The 17,762-nt window shown below is 64.0% G+C and carries 16 protein-coding genes and 1 tRNA gene; 10 read left to right on the top strand and 7 right to left on the bottom strand.

The annotated features are described in order from the left end of the window. Positions 1–254: 254 nt before the first annotated feature. The 3 genes from ppsA (at position 255) to FYC77_RS18165 (ending at position 4,262) form a co-directional block, all read left to right on the top strand. The gene (ppsA, locus tag FYC77_RS18175; protein ID WP_149082915.1) at positions 255–2,618 is read left to right on the top strand and encodes a phosphoenolpyruvate synthase; all 2,364 of its coding nucleotides are present in this window, start codon (positions 255–257) and stop codon (positions 2,616–2,618) included. 137 nt (positions 2,619–2,755) lie between these two features. Continuing rightward, a complete protein-coding gene (gene mfnA, locus FYC77_RS18170) occupies positions 2,756–3,838 on the top strand; it encodes a tyrosine decarboxylase MfnA (protein WP_149082914.1) in 1,083 nt (360 codons plus the stop codon). An 85-nt stretch (positions 3,839–3,923) separates the two neighbouring features. Further along, a complete protein-coding gene (locus FYC77_RS18165; protein ID WP_149082913.1) occupies positions 3,924–4,262 on the top strand; it encodes a hypothetical protein in 339 nt (112 codons plus the stop codon). Between the two features lie 32 nt (positions 4,263–4,294). Here FYC77_RS18165 and FYC77_RS18160 read toward each other — a convergent pair whose 3' ends face one another. Both FYC77_RS18160 and FYC77_RS20235 read right to left on the bottom strand, forming a co-directional pair. Next, positions 4,295–5,659 (bottom strand): sodium-dependent transporter, encoded by a 1,365-nt coding sequence (locus FYC77_RS18160; RefSeq protein WP_149082912.1) that lies wholly within the window; start codon positions 5,657–5,659, stop codon positions 4,295–4,297. A gap of 75 nt (positions 5,660–5,734) precedes the next feature. Next, entirely contained in the window at positions 5,735–5,878 is a 144-nt protein-coding gene (locus tag FYC77_RS20235) for a hypothetical protein (protein ID WP_162354558.1), read from the bottom strand. Positions 5,879–6,245: 367 nt separating this feature from the next. Between FYC77_RS20235 and metG the strand changes: the two genes are divergently transcribed. Together metG and FYC77_RS18150 are read left to right on the top strand one after the other, a co-directional pair. After that, complete coding sequence (gene metG / locus FYC77_RS18155) at positions 6,246–8,351, top strand: methionine--tRNA ligase (protein WP_149082911.1); 2,106 nt, start codon at positions 6,246–6,248, stop codon at positions 8,349–8,351. Between the two features lie 184 nt (positions 8,352–8,535). After that, positions 8,536–8,688: a C2H2-type zinc finger protein gene (locus tag FYC77_RS18150; RefSeq protein ID WP_149082910.1), complete on the top strand. Its 153-nt coding sequence runs from the start codon at positions 8,536–8,538 to the stop codon at positions 8,686–8,688. 271 nt (positions 8,689–8,959) lie between these two features. On the opposite strand, the gene FYC77_RS18145 is transcribed toward FYC77_RS18150, so the two are convergent. Continuing rightward, positions 8,960–9,034: transfer RNA gene (locus tag FYC77_RS18145), tRNA-Met, on the bottom strand. Positions 9,035–9,100: 66 nt separating this feature from the next. Then, entirely contained in the window at positions 9,101–9,547 is a 447-nt protein-coding gene (locus tag FYC77_RS18140) for a GtrA family protein (RefSeq protein WP_149082909.1), read from the bottom strand. Positions 9,548–9,737: 190 nt separating this feature from the next. On the opposite strand from FYC77_RS18140, the gene pabB reads away from it, so the two are divergent. Then, positions 9,738–11,354, top strand: a complete 1,617-nt coding sequence (gene pabB, locus FYC77_RS18135; protein WP_149082908.1) for an aminodeoxychorismate synthase, component I — start codon at positions 9,738–9,740, stop codon at positions 11,352–11,354. Further along, a complete protein-coding gene (locus FYC77_RS18130; RefSeq protein ID WP_149082907.1) occupies positions 11,347–11,997 on the top strand; it encodes an anthranilate synthase component II in 651 nt (216 codons plus the stop codon). Before pabB ends, FYC77_RS18130 begins: the two co-directional genes overlap by 8 nt. A gap of 135 nt (positions 11,998–12,132) precedes the next feature. Here the strand turns inward: FYC77_RS18130 and FYC77_RS18125 are convergent, their stop codons facing one another. Together FYC77_RS18125 and FYC77_RS20230 are read right to left on the bottom strand one after the other, a co-directional pair. Beyond that, positions 12,133–13,599, bottom strand: coding sequence for a hypothetical protein (locus FYC77_RS18125; RefSeq protein ID WP_149082906.1), 1,467 nt, complete (start codon positions 13,597–13,599; stop codon positions 12,133–12,135). A gap of 352 nt (positions 13,600–13,951) precedes the next feature. Next, positions 13,952–14,107 (bottom strand): HalOD1 output domain-containing protein, encoded by a 156-nt coding sequence (locus FYC77_RS20230; RefSeq protein WP_162354557.1) that lies wholly within the window; start codon positions 14,105–14,107, stop codon positions 13,952–13,954. Positions 14,108–14,169: 62 nt separating this feature from the next. Between FYC77_RS20230 and FYC77_RS18120 the strand changes: the two genes are divergently transcribed. Beyond that, a complete protein-coding gene (locus tag FYC77_RS18120; protein WP_149082905.1) occupies positions 14,170–15,084 on the top strand; it encodes an aminotransferase class IV in 915 nt (304 codons plus the stop codon). A gap of 86 nt (positions 15,085–15,170) precedes the next feature. On the opposite strand, the gene FYC77_RS18115 is transcribed toward FYC77_RS18120, so the two are convergent. Continuing rightward, a complete protein-coding gene (locus FYC77_RS18115; protein ID WP_149082904.1) occupies positions 15,171–15,806 on the bottom strand; it encodes a LysE family translocator in 636 nt (211 codons plus the stop codon). A gap of 292 nt (positions 15,807–16,098) precedes the next feature. Between FYC77_RS18115 and FYC77_RS18110 the strand changes: the two genes are divergently transcribed. Both FYC77_RS18110 and FYC77_RS18105 read left to right on the top strand, forming a co-directional pair. Further along, positions 16,099–16,293, top strand: a complete 195-nt coding sequence (locus FYC77_RS18110) for a hypothetical protein (protein ID WP_149082903.1) — start codon at positions 16,099–16,101, stop codon at positions 16,291–16,293. A gap of 100 nt (positions 16,294–16,393) precedes the next feature. Further along, positions 16,394–17,707: an MATE family efflux transporter gene (locus tag FYC77_RS18105; RefSeq protein ID WP_149082918.1), complete on the top strand. Its 1,314-nt coding sequence runs from the start codon at positions 16,394–16,396 to the stop codon at positions 17,705–17,707. Positions 17,708–17,762 lie beyond the last annotated feature (55 nt).

Genomic DNA, 17,762 nt, shown 5'->3' with positions numbered 1-17,762 from the left:
AACCGAGTCGTGAATGCTGAACAGTAATTGCTGAGAAACTGTAGCCCTTCCGCCTGAGCACGTTTCGTCTCTTTCATTCTGTCAATAGACGTGTTCTACGCCGAAAAACAGCTGCTGGAACTAAACCCCGGAAGTACTGCTAGACCGAGTACAAACATCTCCGCCCGCACGGGATTCTAATTCAGTTTCGAGTTCCGATTTCCGACCGTCGGTCGCAACCTTCTTTATTCGTTCTCCTGTCCACGCAAGTAGAGATGGCTGTACTCTGGCTGGACGAAATCGGTGCCGACGACCTCGAGACGGTCGGCGGGAAAGGTGCTTCCCTGGGAGAACTCACGGGTGCGGGCCTGCCCGTTCCGCCGGGATTCGTCGTAACTGCCGGCACGTATCGATCGTTCATCGAGGAGGCCGGCATCGACGACGAACTGTTCGCCGCCGTCGACGTCGACGCCGACGACTCCGCCGCTCTCGCCGAGGCCGCCGACCGGGCACAGGAACTGATCCTCGAAACGCCGTTTCCCGACGACCTACGCGAGGAGATCCTCGCTGCGTACGACGAGATAGGGACGGACACCGACGACTCGTCGGACGACGGTGGGGCGTTCGTCGCCGTCCGTTCGTCGGCGACCGCAGAGGATCTCCCGGATGCCTCCTTCGCCGGCCAACAGGAGACGTTTCTCAACGTGACCGAGGATCGGCTCCTCGAGCGCGTTCGAGAGTGCTGGGCGTCGCTGTTTACCCAGCGTGCGATCTACTACCGCCAGGAGCAGGGGTTCGACCACTCGACGGTCAACATCGCCGTCGTCGTCCAGCAGATGGTCGACGCCAAAAAATCCGGCGTGATGTTCACCAGCCACCCCTCGACGGGCGATCCGACGATGATCATCGAGGCGGCGTGGGGCCTCGGTGAGGCCGTCGTCTCCGGTGCCGTCTCGCCGGACAACTACGTCGTCTCGCGCGAGGACCGGTCGGTCGACGTCACCGTCGCCGAGAAGAAGGTGATGCACGTCAAAGACGCCGAAACCGGCGAAACCGTCGAGCGAGCGGTTCCCGAAGACAGACGCGACGAACGCGTCGTCACCGACGCGGAGATCGACGCGCTCGTCGACCTCGGCGAACGCGTCGAAGACCACTACGACGAACCCCAGGACGTCGAGTGGGCGATAGTCGACGGAGAGGTGTTCATGCTCCAGTCGCGTCCGATTACGACGATCGACGAGACCGACAGGGCAGACGCCGCGACCGATTCACTCGAGGAAACCGCCGATCCCATTACGGGCGTCACCGACGGAAGTGGTAGCGTCCAGTCCGCACAGGGAAGCGACGCGACGGGCACCGACAGCGGCGAGATCGTCGTCGACGGACTCGGTTCGAGCCCCGGCATCGTCAGCGGGCCGGCGAAGATCGTCACCAAACTCGACGATCTGGCCAAAGTGAGCGACGGCGACGTCATCGTCACCGAGATGACGATGCCCGACATGGTGCCCGCGATGAAACGCGCTTCGGGGATCATCACCGACGAGGGCGGGATGACCAGTCACGCCGCGATCGTCTCGCGCGAACTCGGCGTCCCCGCCATCGTCGGGACGACCAACGCGACAACCGTCCTGAACGACGGCGAGGTCGTCACCTTAGACGGCGAGCGAGGCGCGGTCCTCGAGGGAGCCGAGGTCGAACCCGAAGAGGAAACGGAGCCGGTCGAAGAGGTCCGCCCGCAATCGCCGGTCAAACCCATGACCGCGACGGAGGTCAAGGTTAACGTCTCGATCCCCGAAGCCGCCGAACGCGCGGCGGCGACCGGCGCAGACGGCGTCGGCCTCCTGCGCACCGAGCACATGATCCTCTCGCTGAACCAGACACCCGAGAAGTTCATCGAAGAGAACGGCGCCGACGCCTACACGAACGAACTCGTCCAGGGGATCCGCAGCGTCGCAGACGAGTTCTACCCCCGCCCCGTTCGCGTCCGCACGCTCGACGCGCCGACCGACGAGTTCCGCGAACTCGAGGGCGGCGCCGACGAGCCCGCCGAACACAACCCGATGCTCGGCTACCGGGGCATCCGGCGATCGCTGGATCGGACCGACGTCTTCGCCCACGAACTCGAGGCGTTCCGCCGGCTCTACGAGATGGGATACGACAACGTCGAGATCATGCTCCCGCTGGTCAACGACGCGGAGGACGTCCACCGCGCCAAACGGCAGATGACGAAGGCGGGGATCGATCCCGAGAAGCGAAAGTGGGGCGTCATGATCGAGACGCCAGCGTCAGCACTCTGTGCCGACGAACTGGCCGCCACCGGTATCGACTTCGCCTCCTTCGGGACGAACGACCTCACCCAGTACACGCTCGCGGTCGACCGGAACAACAAACACGTCGCCGACCGCTTCGACGAACTCCACCCCGGCGTCTTGCGACTGATCGGCGACGTCATCGAGACCTGTCGCGAACACGACGTCGATACGAGCATCTGCGGCCAGGCCGGCTCGAAACCCGACATGGTCCAGTTCCTCGTCAACGAGGGGGTGAGTTCGATCTCGGCGAACATCGACGCCGTCCGCGACGTCCAACACGAAGTCAAACGGGTCGAACAGAAGCTGTTACTCGAGTCGGTTCGCTGACGGTCGGTCAATACCCGGTTTTTCGACGCGGTACTGCCGCTCCCAGCCGAGCTCGAGAACGGATCTAACCGGCTATTCGATCGGCTGAACGCCGAGTAAACGTAATGCATAAACGCACGACTGTCTATCCACGTGACATGCAGATCGAGCCGCAGGCGTTCGACCGGGTGCTCTCGTCGATGTGTACGAAACCCCACCCGGTGGCCCGCGAGGCGGCCGAACGATTTCTCGCGACGAATCCCGGCGATCCCGGCACGTATCCCACTATCTCGGCCCTCGAGGAGGAAGCCATCGCCACGCTGGGAGAGATCGCCGGTCTCGAGGAGCCGGCGGGCTACGTCGCAAGCGGCGGGACGGAGGCGAACATTCAGGCGGTGCGGATCGCCCGCGAGCGCGCGCAGACGCGCCGACCGACCGTCGTCATGCCGGCGTCGGCTCACTTCAGTTTTCGAAAGGCGGCGGACGTCCTCGGCGTCGACCTCTGCGTCGTCCCGACCGACGACTCCCATCGTATCGATCTCGAGGCCGTCCGTTCGGCAGTCGACGCCGACACCGCGATGGTCGTCGCCGTAGCCGGAACGACGGAGTACGGCCGGGTCGATCCGATCCCGGAACTGGGGGAGATCGCCCGCTCGGTCGACGCCCTGTTACACGTCGACGCCGCCTGGGGCGGATTCGTCCTCCCGTTTACCGACTTCGAGTGGCACTTCGGCCACGCGCCGGTCGACACGATGACGATCGACCCCCACAAGATGGGCCAGGCCGCGGTCCCCGCGGGCGGATTGCTCGTCCGAGACTCCGACCTCCTCGACGAACTCGCCGTCGATACGCCGTACCTCGAGTCGACGTCACAGGCGACGCTCACCGGCACCCGATCGGGCGCGGGCGTCGCGAGCGCCGTCGCGGCGATGGAGGAACTGTGGCCCGCGGGCTACCGGAGCCAGTACGTGCGATCGCAGAACAACGCCGAGTGGCTTGCAGACGTCCTCGAGAAGCGGGGGTATGAGGTCGTCGAGCCGACGCTTCCGCTCGTCGCGGCCGACGTCCCGGAGTCGACGTTCGAGGCGTTGCGAGCGGAGGGGTGGCGCATCTCTCGGACCGCGACGGGTGAGCTTCGAGTCGTCTGTATGCCCCACGTCAGCCGGGAGATGCTCGCCTCGTTCGTCGCCGACCTGGACCGACTCGAGGTCCGTGCGAGCGTCCCGATCCCGAGCGACTGACGGTCGAACGGGGAGGGGGTTCGTGGATCTCCCGGTCGGTTTTCCGATCGACACCAGTTTATCGCCGCGTCCGCGAGTGTGACGTATGGCGATCGACGGGATCGACGTCGCGGCGTTCGTCGGGTTCGCGGCGTTGGCAGTGGCGTCGACGACGCTCGAGGGGGCGGTCGTCGCGGCGGCTGCGGGCGGGCTCTTGCTCTCGATTTCGATCTGGCGGCTGTACGGCGGGCGGCCGTGGGAGGCGATCGGCTGGCTCGCCTGGGTCGGGGCAGCGGTTACGATCGTACTGGATCTCGCCGGGCTGACGTTTCTGGTCACGTTTGGCGGGTTCGTGCTCGTCGGCGGCGCGTTGCTCGCGGGCAGTCGACTCGGTGTACTCGTCGACGTCTGGAGCGTCGACGCCGACGGATCGGCGGAGAACTAATCTGTGATTCGACTATCGCTCGTGGAGGGCGATCAGTCGGCGAGCCACTCCGCGAACGGTCCGGTCAGGAACTCGAGATAATCGAGAACCCCGAGGACGAGCGCGACGATCAACACGAGGACGACCGGAATTCGCACGGCCCAGATCCAGGCGGTGCCGTAGCCGCCGAGGTCACCGATTCCGAGCGATAGCTCCTCGACCGCGAGGTCGGAGAGAATCCAGCCGACGAGGATCGCCAACAGGAGCCCGCCGAGTACCAGCAGGATCTGGTCGGCGAAGAGGTCGAACAGGTCGAGGAGGACGAGGTCGTACGCCGAGGGAATCCCAAGGACGAATATCCCGCCACCGATCGCGAGTGCCGCCACGCGCCGGTCGACAGCGTGTTCGTCGACGACGTAGGAGACGACGACCTCCATCAGGCTGATCGCACTCGAGAGGGCGGCGATGGCGACGGTGCCGAAAAAGACCGCGCCGACGAGCCAGCCGAGGGTGAGGTCGCCGAAGGCGGCGGCGAGCGAGACGAAGATCGCTCCCGCCCCCGGATCGGCTGGATCGACCCCAGCCGTAAAGAGGATCGGGAAGACGATCAGGCCGGTGACGAACGCGATCGCGGTGTCGAAGCCGATGACGATCGCGCCGTCTTCGGCGAGGTTTCGATCCTCACCGAGATAAGAGGCGTACGTGATCATCACCCCCATCCCGAGCGAGAGCGTGAAGAAGGCCTGGCCGGCCGCCGCCGGAAGAATGCTCGTCCAGTTGGCGGCGATCACGCCCAGGTCCGGCGAGAGGTAGTAGGCGTAGGCGTCGCCCGCTCCCTCGAGCGTCGCCGCGTAGACTGCCAGCCCGACGACGATGACGATAATCGCGGGGACCATCACGGTCACCGCGAGTTCGATGCCGCGTTTGATTCCCGCGCCGACAATGAGGATGACCGCAGCCATGAAGAGGGCGTGGAGGACGATCGCGTCCAGGCCGCTCGCCAGCGTGACGAACTGGGCTTCCGCCTCGGCGGCGTCCGCGAGATAGCCGTCCTGCAAGCCGAGGACCGTGTATCGGATCGTCCAGCCGGCGACAACGCTGTAGTACGAGAGGATGACGAAACCCGTCGCGATGAAGATCCAGCCGACGTATCGCCACGCACCGGAACCGATCTCCCTGAGCGCGCCGACCGGATTTCGTTCGGTGTACCGGCCCACGACGAACTCGACGAGCATCGCAGGGAAGCCGACGGCGAGGATGAACAGGAGGTACATCACCAGAAAGGCAGCGCCACCCTCCTGTCCAACCTGGAACGGGAACCGCCAGATGTTCCCCAGACCGACCGCGCTCCCGACGGCCGCGAAGATGAATCCGATTCGCGTCGCCCACGTCTCCCGTGGTATCTCGACGGAACTCATGGACGGCGAACCGACCCACTGTGTCAAAACATCACGTGACTGTCGCCAGGAGTAATTGCTGTTTTCGCGTCGTAGTCAAACGATACTCCCGCTCAGGATATCGGCGCCACCGTGCAACGGCCCCGGATCGGGAACCGATCGACCTCGAATCTCTACGCTCGAGGACTGCTCGAGCACACCGGTGGTCGCGTTCGTCGACGCGAGTAGGACGGTCCCCATCGACGGGAAATATCCGAATACGGACGGTGCCGTACGCATCGAGGTGTTCGATCCCTGCTCGTCGATCTCTGCGGTGCGGTTCCGGCACTCGAGTCGAGACACAACGGAGAAACAACAGTTATACCGATCGGCGAGCAAGAGCAAGTCAATATGGCACCTCGAGCCGCCGCTCGTCGGTTCCGCTCGATGCGCCCGTAGTGACTGTTTTGCACGGCGGAGGCGCCGCGGCGCACCCGGTCATACGGGCCCACGCGGCGTCGAAACCCTGCGTGCTGTCCTCGAACCGACGGAGCGACGAGGTCGCTCGAGAACCGAGTAGCGATCGAAAACCGGCGGGTTTTACGCCCGCCACCGACACCACACGCATATGACCAACGACGACTTTCCGACGGACCGCCCCGCGGTCGTGACCTGCGGGTTGCCCTACGCCAACGGCGACCTGCACATCGGTCACCTCCGTGGATACATCGGCGCGGACGCCTTCTCCCGCGCCCTCGAGACGCTTGGCCAGCAGACGGCGTACGTCTCCGGCTCCGACATGCACGGCACGCCGGTCGCCGTCAACGCCGAAGAACAGGGCGTCGATCCCGCCGAGTTCGCCCTCGAGTGGCACCGACAGTACGAGGAGACGTTCCCCAAGTTCAACGTCGAGTTCGACAACTACGGTCACACCCACGACGAGACCAACACCGAACTCACCCGCGATATCGTCCGGACGTTGGACGAAAACGACTACGTCTACGAAGACGAGGTCGTCGTCGCCTACGATCCGACGGCCGACGACTACCTCCCCGACCGCTACGTCGAGGGGACCTGTCCTTACTGTGGCGCGAAAGCCCGCGGCGACGAATGCGACGAGGGCTGTCAACGCCACTTAGAGCCGGGAGAGATCGAGAACCCGACGAGCGTCCGCACGGGCAACCCCGCGGAGTATCGCGAACGCACTCACAAGTTCTTCCGCGTCTCCGAGTTCGCCGACTACCTCACCGAGTTCTTAGACGACTTAGAGGGGACGTCGAACGCGCGCAACCAGCCCCGCCAGTGGATCGAAGAGGGACTGCAAGACTGGTGTCTCACCCGCGATATGGACTGGGGCATCGACTACCCCGGCGAGGAGGACGAGGAGATCGTCCTCTACGTCTGGGTCGACGCGCCGATCGAGTACATCTCCTCAACGAAGCAGTACACAGAGCGCGTCGGGGCCGAGGAGTACGACTGGGAGGAGGTCTGGCGGGGCGACGGCGAGATTGTCCACGTCATCGGCCGCGACATCATCCAGCACCACACGATCTTCTGGCCCGCGATGCTCGAGGGCGCAGACTACAACGCGCCCCGTGGCGTCGCCGCGACCGGTTTCATCACGATCAACGGGAAGGGGCTCTCGACCAGCCGCAACCGGGCAATCTGGGCGAAAGAGTATCTCGAGGAGGGATTCCATCCCGACCTCCTGCGGTACTATCTGACGACCACCGGCGGCCTCCAGCAGGACGTCGACTTCTCCTGGGACGCCTTCCAGGAGAAGGTAAACGGCGAACTCGTGGGTACGGTCGGCAACTTCTGGTACCGATCGCTGCTCTTTGCCTACCGCAACTACGAGGGGACGCCGGAGACGGACGTCTCGGCCGACGTTCAAGAGCGCATCGAGGGTGCCATCGGCGAGGTTCGAGAGAGCGTCAACGACTACTCGCTTCGCGGCGTCGGTCAGGCGGCCGTCCGCTTAGCGCAGTTCGGCAACGAGTACATCCAGCGCAACGAGCCCTGGAAGCTCACCGACGAGGACCCCGAGGCGGCCGCACAGGTCATCCGCGACTGCGTCCAGATCGCCAAAGCCGTCGCCGTCCTGCTCGAGCCGATCACGCCCGATAAATCACAGGCGCTGTGGGAGCAGATCGGCGAAGACGGCGAGATCGCCGATACCCACCTCGAGGCCGCCCTCGAGACGCCGCCCCAGACCTTCGCCGAACCCGGCGAACTGTTCGCGAAGATCGAAGACGACCGGGTCGACGAACTCACCGAGAAACTCGAGGAACGCGTCGAAGCGGCGACAGACGACGACGACGCGGACGGAGACGAAGCGGAAATCGAAAACGACGACACCCCGTCGGACGAATCCGAGGCCATGACAGACACCGACGACCTCGAGCCCTTACTCGAGGATCGCATCGGCTTCGAGGAGTTCCAGGACGTAGACATTCGCGTCGGGCGCATCGAAACTGCCGAGGGAATCGACGGCGCAGACGACCTCGCACGCCTCGAGGTCGACATCGGCTTCGAGACCCGACAGGTCGTCGCCGGCATCAAACAGCTTCACGACCTCGAGGAACTGCCCGGCGAGAAGTGTATTCTGCTCGCGAACATGGAACCCGCCGAACTGTTCGGCGTCGAGTCCAACGGAATGATCCTCGCTGCGGGCGAGCAAGCCGATCTGCTGACGACCCACGACGACGCCGCGATCGGCGAGAAGATCCGGTAGTCACACGTCCGCAACGACTCGCTCGAGCAATCCACACCGTTTCGCTCGCGAAGGGGGTCACGACGATGACGATCCACTCGAAGCAGTTTCACAATCTCTTCGAACCGATTGTTAGAGAGAGCCAACCCGGCTGGCGGAGTTGTAAGGTCCTTTTTTGTACGCTGGCGCGGCTAGTTCAATCGCAATGACTCACACCTGTTCGTCCTGTGACGCAGAGTTCGAATCGGTCGCGGCGCTCACCCAGCACCTCCCGTTGCACCACGACACCTGCGCCGTCTGCAACGAGGCCTTCGACGATCGCGACTCGCTTCGCGATCACGTCCACGCGGCACACTGATCGACCCGACAGATTTGTGAATCAGATCGCGAGAGACGACGTTTTTTCGGTTGCTCGAGTGAACCCAAGTGTTCGCTCGAGCGGAGGTGAGCGGTTGGCGTCGCTATCTGCGTTAGTGAATCGACACGAGAACTATGGGTGGGAGGTAGATTTGAACTACGCCGTCACCCTCGCTTCGCTCGGGTGCCGTCTAGTTCAAACTACCACTACGCTATTTTCGACGCTCACGACACACCTCGCTACGCTCGGAGTTATTATTCGCGTCGAAAAGTAGCGGGAGGTAGATTTGAACTACCGGTCTGCGGGTTATGAGCCCGCCGGAATCTCCTGGCTATCCCATCCCGCTACATCATCGTAACCGAGTACCGTAGTTAAGGGTTGTGATTCGGGTGCCGTGTGGGGGTTTGTGGCGCTAGTCACGGTGTACCTTCCAGGTGTAGAGACTTTCACAGGTGTAGTTGACGAAGAAGCCGATCCCGACACCGACCGCATTCGCCGCAAGATACCAGACTCCGAACCCGTACACCAGCCCCGTAAGCACCGCGAGCGTCACGAGAAAGCCGGCAAACCGAACCGCGTTCGAGCGAAGAAATCGCCTTCCGAGCGCTCGAGGCCCGACGGAGCCGAACTCGCTGAACGTCCAGCGTTCGTTGATCGCGAAGATGACGACGATCGATAGCTCCCACGAGATCGCCTTTCCGACGACGGGGCCGAGCACCGTCCACTCGACGAGCGCGTAGAGTGCGACGAAATCGACGATCGCACCGACGAAACCGACCCCAGCAAACTGCGTCAGTCGCGTCGCCGACAATAGGGCTCGAGTCCGCATCTGGACGGCTTCGACGACGGAATCGATCATCGTAGTAGCTGTCGCGTTCGTTCGAGTAAACCGGCTACCGCCGCAAAAGCGTGCTGACTCGGAGACTGGCGGTCGAACACCGACCTGTACTCCCGGTTCTCGAGTACAGGACGGAGTTTCGAGGAGATCGACCGCGGTGAAAAGTGTGAAAACCGCAAGAGGATTACCCCTCCACTTCGTCTCGGCGGGTATGAACGAGCCGCGGATCGTCACGACACTCGAGTCGTTCCGAGCCGCCGCTCGCGGCGTCGAAGCACCTCGAGACGGAGTGTGTGACGTCCGAACCCCCGTCGAAGCCCGTCTCACCGTCGACGACCCGTTCCGTGCCTATCGCCGGGCGCGCGAAGAGCGCAACGACGGCGCCTACCTCGAGACGACCGGTGGCCAGCCGGGGCGGGGGTACTTCGGCGTCGACCCCGTCGATCGGCTCACGGTTGGACCGGACGCGGTGACCCGAGACGGCGACGACGGATCGCCGACGCTCGCCGCACTCGAGGGGCTACTCGATTCCACCGAACTCGTCCGCGGCGAGTGTGACGTCCCCTACCCCTGTGGAGCCGTCGGCTGGCTCTCCTACGACGTCGCCCGTGAGTTCGAGGATCTCCCCGAGTCGGCCGTCGACGACCGCGAACTGCCGCGTCTCGAGATTCGGGTCTACGACGCACTCGCGGCCTGGACGGAGCCGACCGACGGCGACGTGACCCTCCGGATCACAGCCTGTCCGCGGATCGACCACACCGGATCGGGCGGCACAACGGACGGAGACATCGACGACGCGATGCTCGAGGCGGCCTACGAACGCGGTCGGGAACGGGCCCTCGAGCTCGCTCGCCGGGCGCTCGAGGGCGACCCGTCCGTCGGCGGGCCGCCCGTCGACGCCTCGGAGGCGACCTTCGAGAGCGACTGCGGCCGGGAGGCGTTCGCCGAGCGGGTCCGCCGCGTCAAAGAGTACGTCCGGGACGGCGATACGTTCCAGACGAACATCTCCCAGCGGCTGGTCGCACCCGCGGCGGTCCACCCGGTCGCCGCCTACGGCGCGCTCCGCCGGGTCAACCCCGCTCCCTACTCGTGTCTGCTCGAGTTCCGAGCGGCCGACCTGGTGAGCGCGAGTCCCGAACTCTTACTCGAGCGAGACGACGACTTCGTCCGGACCGAACCGATCGCAGGGACCAGACCGCGGGGCGAGACGGCCGAGGCGGACGCCGACCTCGAGGCGGACCTGCTGGCAGACGAGAAGGAGCGGGCCGAACACGCAATGTTGGTCGATCTCGAGCGAAACGACCTCGGGAAAGTCTGTGCGTACGGCTCCGTCGAGGTCGACGAGTATCGCCGGATCGACCGCTACTCGGAGGTGATGCACCTCGTCTCGAACGTCACCGGCACGCTGCGGCCGGAGGCGACGCTCGCCGACGCGATCGCCGCGACGTTCCCTGGCGGGACGATCACCGGCGCGCCGAAGCCGCGAACGATGGAGATCATCGACGAACTCGAGGCGACGCGTCGCGGTCCCTACACGGGCGGCGTCGGGATCTTCGGATTCGACGGCCGTGCGACGCTCAACATCGTCATCCGGACGCTCGTCCGCCACGGCGAGGAGTACCACCTCCGGGTCGGAGCCGGCATCGTCCACGACTCCGAGCCCTACCGCGAGTACGACGAGACCCTGGACAAGGCGCGGGCGCTCATCACCGCCGTCGACGACGCGCTCGGCGAGCGAGCGGGAATGGGTCTCGAGGTGGAGAGCGAACTGACGGCGAGCGAAGCGGCCTCGCTCGAGGGACGTGGCGGTGGTGATTCCGATGAGTGATCCTGCGGGAGCCGACGAGACGCGGATTCTGGTAGTGGACAACTACGACTCGTTTGCGTACAACCTCGTTCAGTACGTGGGTACGGTCGCCGACGAGGTGATCGTCCGGCGAAACGACGAGATCGATCTCGAGAGCGTCCGTGGCCTCGAGCCGACCGGAATCGTCGTCTCGCCGGGCCCCGGTACCCCACAGGAGGCTGGGATCTCGATCCCGCTGTTCGCCAAGACCGAGTACCCGATCCTGGGCGTCTGTCTCGGCCACCAGGCACTGTGTGCGGCAAACGGCGCACCCGTCGTCCACGCGCCGGAGGTCGTCCACGGGAAGCCGTCGACGGTCTCCCACGACGGCGACGGGATCTTTTCGGGGCTCCCCGAGACGTTCCAGGTCGGCCGGTACCACTCGCTTGCGGTCGACCGGGCCGACCTGCCGGGTTCGCTCTGTGAGACGGCCCGGACGACCGACGAACGCGGCGTCCTGATGGCGGTTCGCCACCGCGAGAAACCCCACGTTGGCGTCCAGTTCCACCCCGAATCGATTCTCACGCGGGGCCACGACGACACCTCGAGCGGGGACGGCATCTCGCTTCGAGTCGGCAAACGGATGATCGAGAACTTCTGTCGATTCGCCTCTCATATCGAGTGAGAGTCGTGACGAATACAGGGCGAGAACGTGCTACTGAGATGTGGGCCCACCTATCTTTTCCCGAGGACAGAACCCCGTCGTGACCGACAGGATTCTCTCGCTGCTCACAGATAGAACAAGACCAGTGGGCGGAGGCTAGTTGACGCTCTTCGAGAGTTCGGCTCCGGCCTTGAACTTCACCGTGTTGGACGTATTCCCGTCGTCCACGAGGTGCAGACAATGTCCATCGAACGGGTAACACGAACAGTACACGTCACCGTCCGAGGACACGGTTTGTGCAACTTTCTCGGCAAGCTCGCCGTCGGGGATGATTCCTGAACGAGCCGCTCGATCAAGGTGTCCAGAGAACATCTGTGACCCAGCCGGTGAAACGTCGTCTGGCAACACGCGCCGAATCTCGTCCCCGCTAATGTCACCAGACCCAGATGTGTTGATATCCTGAATATTTACCTTCCCTGCACCGCTCCCGCGGCCCCTTCCAATCCCCGTCAGCACGGTCGTCGAGTCCTCGTAGAGGCAGGCCTCATCGATTACCCATCCACACGAGTAGACGTACTGGTCGTTGTTCTTGTGGCGCTGGACGTGTAACAGCGCGGGGAACGGACACGGACACCCAGCCGGTTGCACGAGGACTTGACAGACCACGGTTGAAGTGGATGACGAAGGGCCACTTTCGCGCCCCCAATCATCCAGCCCATCGACGTCGGTCGGTCGTCCATCAGCGGTCACGCCAATCATCGATTTCTCGTCAGTAGCCGTCGGGGGTCTGTTTGTCACATTCACCACGACAACGCCTGAGTCGGACGTGAGTGCGTCGAGAGTACCGTCCGTGTGGGTTGGTCCGGAGATCGCCGTCGTAGAAGTATGACCCCAGCAGTATATCGACTGCTCGTTTGACAAGCCTTCGGTATGCTGTGTGCACGATTCGTTCTCATCGTCGTCATCGTCTTCCTGTTCGGCGACAGCCGTCTTGTATTCATTACTCCCCCACGAGTAGACAGTCCCTTCACCATCCGCTCGACCGGTGACGAACTCGATCAGGCTATTCGGAGTGACCAACGACTCCATACTCGGTCCGCCTCGTGGTGCCCGTGCATCCGGAAGCGTGATGACACACCGTTCACCTAACACGGGCTCGCCTTCGAGATACTCGTACATCCCACGTATCTCGTCATCACTCGCACCTGTTAGCCGTTGTAATCGTTCGGTCGAATTACTGGTCTGGTCGTCTTCATCGGATTCGTCATCTTCGTCGTCTTCATCGGGAATGCGACCGACCGCAGGAGGACAGCACTTATTCGAGCGTACGGAGTTGTAATCCTGCGCAGGGGCGACTTTCGCGTTCGTCATCCATGCTTCGAGTTCGATATCTCCGGAGAGGAACTGTTCTTCGACACGAACAGTCGGGGAGAATCGGATGGTGTCTCCAGCTGTAACGGGGATTAACTGGTCGTCTCGAATCCCGCCAAACATGGCAGCGGGTGATGCGCCGGTGTTCGTGGTCCTCGCAGCGACTTGATCGATACAGCCTGCGAGCCCGCCCACAGTGGCTAATCCAGCCGTGGCAAGAACGCCCCGGCGGGTTGTCGTAGTGTTTTTCATTATAATCATATGTTAGAATATTCGAGAAGTATTAACTGTTGTCTTCAAACACCAGTGAGTTACCGACCAGTGAGTTACCGAGATGTGAATACTGAAGCTGCTGAATACACGCTCTATATCAAGCAGACGACGTTCGGCAGAGCTCGGATAGATCGATAACTGCTCCGGTAACGCTTCCCTATACGTATCGGCTGGTCAACAACTCAGACCTCAAGGGCCGGGGTATCCGTCCCGACCGCTAATAAATTGTCACACAGGGGGTACGGGACCGATCCAATGACACACCCCCTGGACAGTTTACCGACTCGAGGGAGTAGTGAACGATTCCCCGTCGATACCGATGGCCGAGTCGTCAGCGTTCCCCGTCGATCACCGCCACCTCGAGCGGGTCGGTGTCGATCACGATCAGGTAGCCGGCGTACGAGAAGCGGACGGTGACGGCCGCGGACGACTCGAAAACCGTCGCTAGAGCGTCGGGATCGAATATCGTAGTCGCTGAAAGTTCCATTAGCAGGAGCAGTGGTTTGATAGTGGTCTGTCACCGACGAGCGGATAGAAACGACCCGATCCATGACCGACGACCCGATGTACCACGTCGACGGCGACCTCGAGCCCGCGAGCGAGGCGACCGTCAGTGTCGACGACCGGGGCTTTCGCTACGGCGACGCCGCCTTCGAGACGATGCGGGCCTACGGCGGATCGATCTTCCGCTGGGACGCCCACGTCGAGCGCCTCGAGCGAACCTGTGACGCACTCTCGCTCGAGCACGGTTTGGCCGCCGGCGACCTCCGGGCGCGGATCGACGAGACGCTCGCGGCGAACGACCTCGCGGACGCCTACGTCCGGCTGTCGATCACCCGCGGCGTCCAGCCCGGGAAGCTGACGCCCCGCCCCGAGGTCGATCCGACGGTCGTGATCTACGTCAAACCGCTCCCCCGCGGCGGACTCGAGGGCGAACCGGTCTGGAACGAGCCGGCGGTCGTCCGGTCGGTCGACACCCGCCGCATCCCCACGGAGGCGATTCCAGCCGGCGCGAAGACCCACAACTATCTCAACGGAATCATCGCGCGGACGGAGCTTCGATCGACGGCCAACGAGCACGAGACCGACGAGCGAACCTCAGACGACCCCCTCCCCGACGAGGCGCTCATGTGTGACCTCGAGGGGAACGTCGCCGAGGGAGCGACGAGCAACCTGTTTTTCGTCCGCGACGGAACGCTCCTGACGCCGTCGACCGACTGCGACGTGCTCGCCGGGATCACTCGCGAGACCGTCCTCGAGCTGGCCGCCGAGGCCGACGTCCAGACTCGAGCGGGCCGCTACGACCTCGCGGACGTTCTCGAGGCCGACGAGGCGTTTCTCACGAATCGGACCTGGGAACTGCGGCCGGTCGCGACCGTAGACGGGACCGAAATCGGCGGCGGCCCGGTCACGGATCGACTCTCGAGGCTGTACGACGAGCGCGTCGAGACGTCCTGTTACTGAGGTCTCGTTCACGTGAGGTCATAAACCGGTGAGAACGTCTCAGGCCAATAACTGACGGTCACAGGTCGACCGGACACACGGCACGGTCAGAACAAGAATAGTCGAAGCCCGAGAGCGATCAGCGCGAGTCCCGACGCCCACCGAATTCCACCGGCGACGTTGGGACGGGAGACGAGCAGCCGCCGAAACCGGCCCGCGACGAGCGCCACCGACCCGAGGTAGAGCATGGTGAGCACCGCGTACAGCCCACCCAGAATCGACAGCTGAAGTTCGATCCAGCGGCCGTCGACGAACTGGGGAAGAAACGCGAGGAAGAACAGCGCCACCTGCGGGTTGAGGACGTTGACGGTCACCGCCTCCGTAAACGGGTGAGACGACCTCGAGGCGGTCGCGGTCGCCTCGGTGTCCGCTCGGTCGACGGGTTCGACCGCGAGCGCGTCGTCGCGGATCGTTCGAACGCCGAGGTAGACGAGGTAGGCCGCACCGAGGTACGTGACAGCGAGGAAGGCGGTACTCGAGGCCCGAAAGAGCGCAGCGAGGCCGACGACCGCCCCGAGCGTGTGGAGTACGACTCCCGCGCTGATGCCGGCGGCCGAGGCCACCCCGACGGCGCTTCCCTCCCCGAAACTCCGCGTGAGGACGTAGATCGTATCGGGGCCGGGAGAGAGGATCATCGCCCCCGCGGCGAGCAAGTAGAACGCGAGCAGCGTCGGGTCGATCATCTCGATTCGACACCCACCCCACTCGTCACGACGTCGGCTGAACCGTCTGCCGACGACAGCCGTACAGTCCGCGTCGCCAGAAACGCGATTCGCGTAGACTGGCGTGCAGTTCGCATCGACAGCCGCGTGTTTCGCATGAATCGGACGTGGAGTGAACTCTCCCTCGAGCGACCAAGGGTCTGTCGTCTCTCCGACCGATCGCGTTCAGAGACGCCACGTTCGGTTTGAGGGCGTTTCCAACGCTCTCACAGCGTTCGACGCCCACGGCTCGCTCACGGCTCCCCCGTTCGCTGTGGCGCGGTTCTCGGCCGTCGGCCCCCGAACCGCGCTCTCGCTGCGTGCTTCGGCCGCGTTCGCGACCGCCAATGCGTCGGTCACCGAGATCTCCTCGTTCGCCGTGGCTCCCGGGTTGGTCGCACTCGAGTGGTCGCCGATCCGGAACTGCGTGCACTCGAGTGGTCGCCGGTTCGGGTTCCGCGTTCAGTAGGTTCAAGCGCTGTCGTCGCGGATGTCGGACCGTGCTTTCGGGCGGACGGCAACGGCTCTTCGGCGTCTGGCGACGCGTCTTCGGCCTCTCCTGGCCGGTGATGGCCGAGCAATTTCTCCGGACGCTGATGCGGACGACCGACGTGGCCGTAACCGGGCTGTTCTCGCCGGCGGCGGTCGCGGCGGTCGGACTGGCCGATCTGTACGCCCGGCTTCCGCTTCGAATCGGCCTCGGCCTCGGCAGCGGCGTCATCGCACTCTCGAGTCAGGACACCGGAAGCGGTGCGGTCGCCAATCGCAACGAAGCGATCACACAGGCGGTGATACTCGGCGCGCTTGCCGGGATTCCGTTCGTCGTCTTCGGCGTCCTGTTCGGGCAGTGGGGGATCCGCATCCTCGGTGCGGAGTCGGAAGTCGTCCGCCTGGGCGGGATCTATCTCGCGATTATCCTCGCGACGAGTCCCGCACGACACGTCGCGGTCGTCACCGCTCGATCGATTCAGGGTGCCGGCGACACGCGGACGCCGATGTACGTCAACGCCGTCTCGAACGCGTTCAACATCGCCGGAACGGTGGTTCTCGGCCTCGGTCTCGGGCCGATCCCGGAACTCCACATCGTCGGCGTCGGACTCGCGACGGCGTTCGGCAACGTCTTCTCGGCGTTCGTACTCGTCGTCGCCATCTGGAGCCACCGGACGCCACTCTCGTTCGTCCGTCCTCGCGAATGGACGATCACCAAGCAACTGCTCTCGATCAGCGCCCCTCGGATTCTCGAGGGGCTGTTGACGTTCGTCATGGAGTTTCCGTTCAACGCGATCCTCCTGCTGTTCGGGACCGAGGTCAACGCCGCCTACCAGATCGGGCGGCGCGTCTACCAGCAGATCACCGCACCGCTGTCGCGAGGGTATCGAACCGGAGCGAGCATCGTCGTCGGACAGACCCTCGGCGACGGCGACCCCGAGGGGGCCCGGTTCAACGGCTGGGCGACTGCACTGTTGGGCCTCGTAACCGTCGGCGCACTCGGCGCGGCCGTCTTCGTCGGTGCCGAGTGGTTCGTCGGATTCTTCTCGGACGATCCGGAGACGGTTCGGTACGCGACCGGCTTCGCTCGAGCGTACGCTCTCGCCGCTCCGTTTACGGTGTTGTACGTCGTCCTCGCGGGGGCGCTCACGAGCGGAAGCGATACGCGGACGCCACTCGTCGGTCGCGTCACCGGCATGTTCGTCGGCATGCTCGGGGTGTCCTACGTCGTCGGCGTCCAGTGGGGGTACGGCGTTCCGGCAATCTACGCCTCGATCGTCGTCTACTACCTCTGGGCGATGGCGTACGTCGGAGTTGGGTTCTATCGCGGCGCGTGGATCGAACGGACCCAGGCGATGATGGACGAACGAGGGAGTACGCCAGGCGAGAAGTGACCGACGACGACGGGACAACTGACGATCGGCGAACCGACGACGTCGTCCTCGGTAT

Origin of the sequence: Natrialba swarupiae (assembly GCF_008245225.1) — an archaeon.
Lineage (GTDB): Archaea > Halobacteriota > Halobacteria > Halobacteriales > Natrialbaceae > Natrarchaeobius > Natrarchaeobius swarupiae.
The sequence above is the reverse complement of the archived record's forward strand: the minus strand, read 5'-3'. Positions and strand labels throughout refer to the sequence as shown.

Bases quoted from the DNA above. Each gene is read 5' to 3' on its own strand.
- ppsA (WP_149082915.1), top strand. From the start codon at position 255: ATGGCTGTACTCTGGCTGGACGAAATCGGTGCCGACGACCTCGAGACG.
- mfnA (WP_149082914.1), top strand. From the start codon at position 2,756: ATGCAGATCGAGCCGCAGGCGTTCGACCGGGTGCTCTCGTCGATGTGT.
- FYC77_RS18165 (WP_149082913.1), top strand. From the start codon at position 3,924: ATGGCGATCGACGGGATCGACGTCGCGGCGTTCGTCGGGTTCGCGGCG.
- FYC77_RS18160 (WP_149082912.1), bottom strand. From the start codon at position 5,659: ATGAGTTCCGTCGAGATACCACGGGAGACGTGGGCGACGCGAATCGGA.
- FYC77_RS20235 (WP_162354558.1), bottom strand. From the start codon at position 5,878: ATGGGGACCGTCCTACTCGCGTCGACGAACGCGACCACCGGTGTGCTC.
- metG (WP_149082911.1), top strand. From the start codon at position 6,246: ATGACCAACGACGACTTTCCGACGGACCGCCCCGCGGTCGTGACCTGC.
- FYC77_RS18150 (WP_149082910.1), top strand. From the start codon at position 8,536: ATGACTCACACCTGTTCGTCCTGTGACGCAGAGTTCGAATCGGTCGCG.
- FYC77_RS18140 (WP_149082909.1), bottom strand. From the start codon at position 9,547: ATGATCGATTCCGTCGTCGAAGCCGTCCAGATGCGGACTCGAGCCCTA.
- pabB (WP_149082908.1), top strand. From the start codon at position 9,738: ATGAACGAGCCGCGGATCGTCACGACACTCGAGTCGTTCCGAGCCGCC.
- FYC77_RS18130 (WP_149082907.1), top strand. From the start codon at position 11,347: ATGAGTGATCCTGCGGGAGCCGACGAGACGCGGATTCTGGTAGTGGAC.
- FYC77_RS18125 (WP_149082906.1), bottom strand. From the start codon at position 13,599: ATGAAAAACACTACGACAACCCGCCGGGGCGTTCTTGCCACGGCTGGA.
- FYC77_RS20230 (WP_162354557.1), bottom strand. From the start codon at position 14,107: ATGGAACTTTCAGCGACTACGATATTCGATCCCGACGCTCTAGCGACG.
- FYC77_RS18120 (WP_149082905.1), top strand. From the start codon at position 14,170: ATGACCGACGACCCGATGTACCACGTCGACGGCGACCTCGAGCCCGCG.
- FYC77_RS18115 (WP_149082904.1), bottom strand. From the start codon at position 15,806: ATGATCGACCCGACGCTGCTCGCGTTCTACTTGCTCGCCGCGGGGGCG.
- FYC77_RS18105 (WP_149082918.1), top strand. From the start codon at position 16,394: ATGGCCGAGCAATTTCTCCGGACGCTGATGCGGACGACCGACGTGGCC.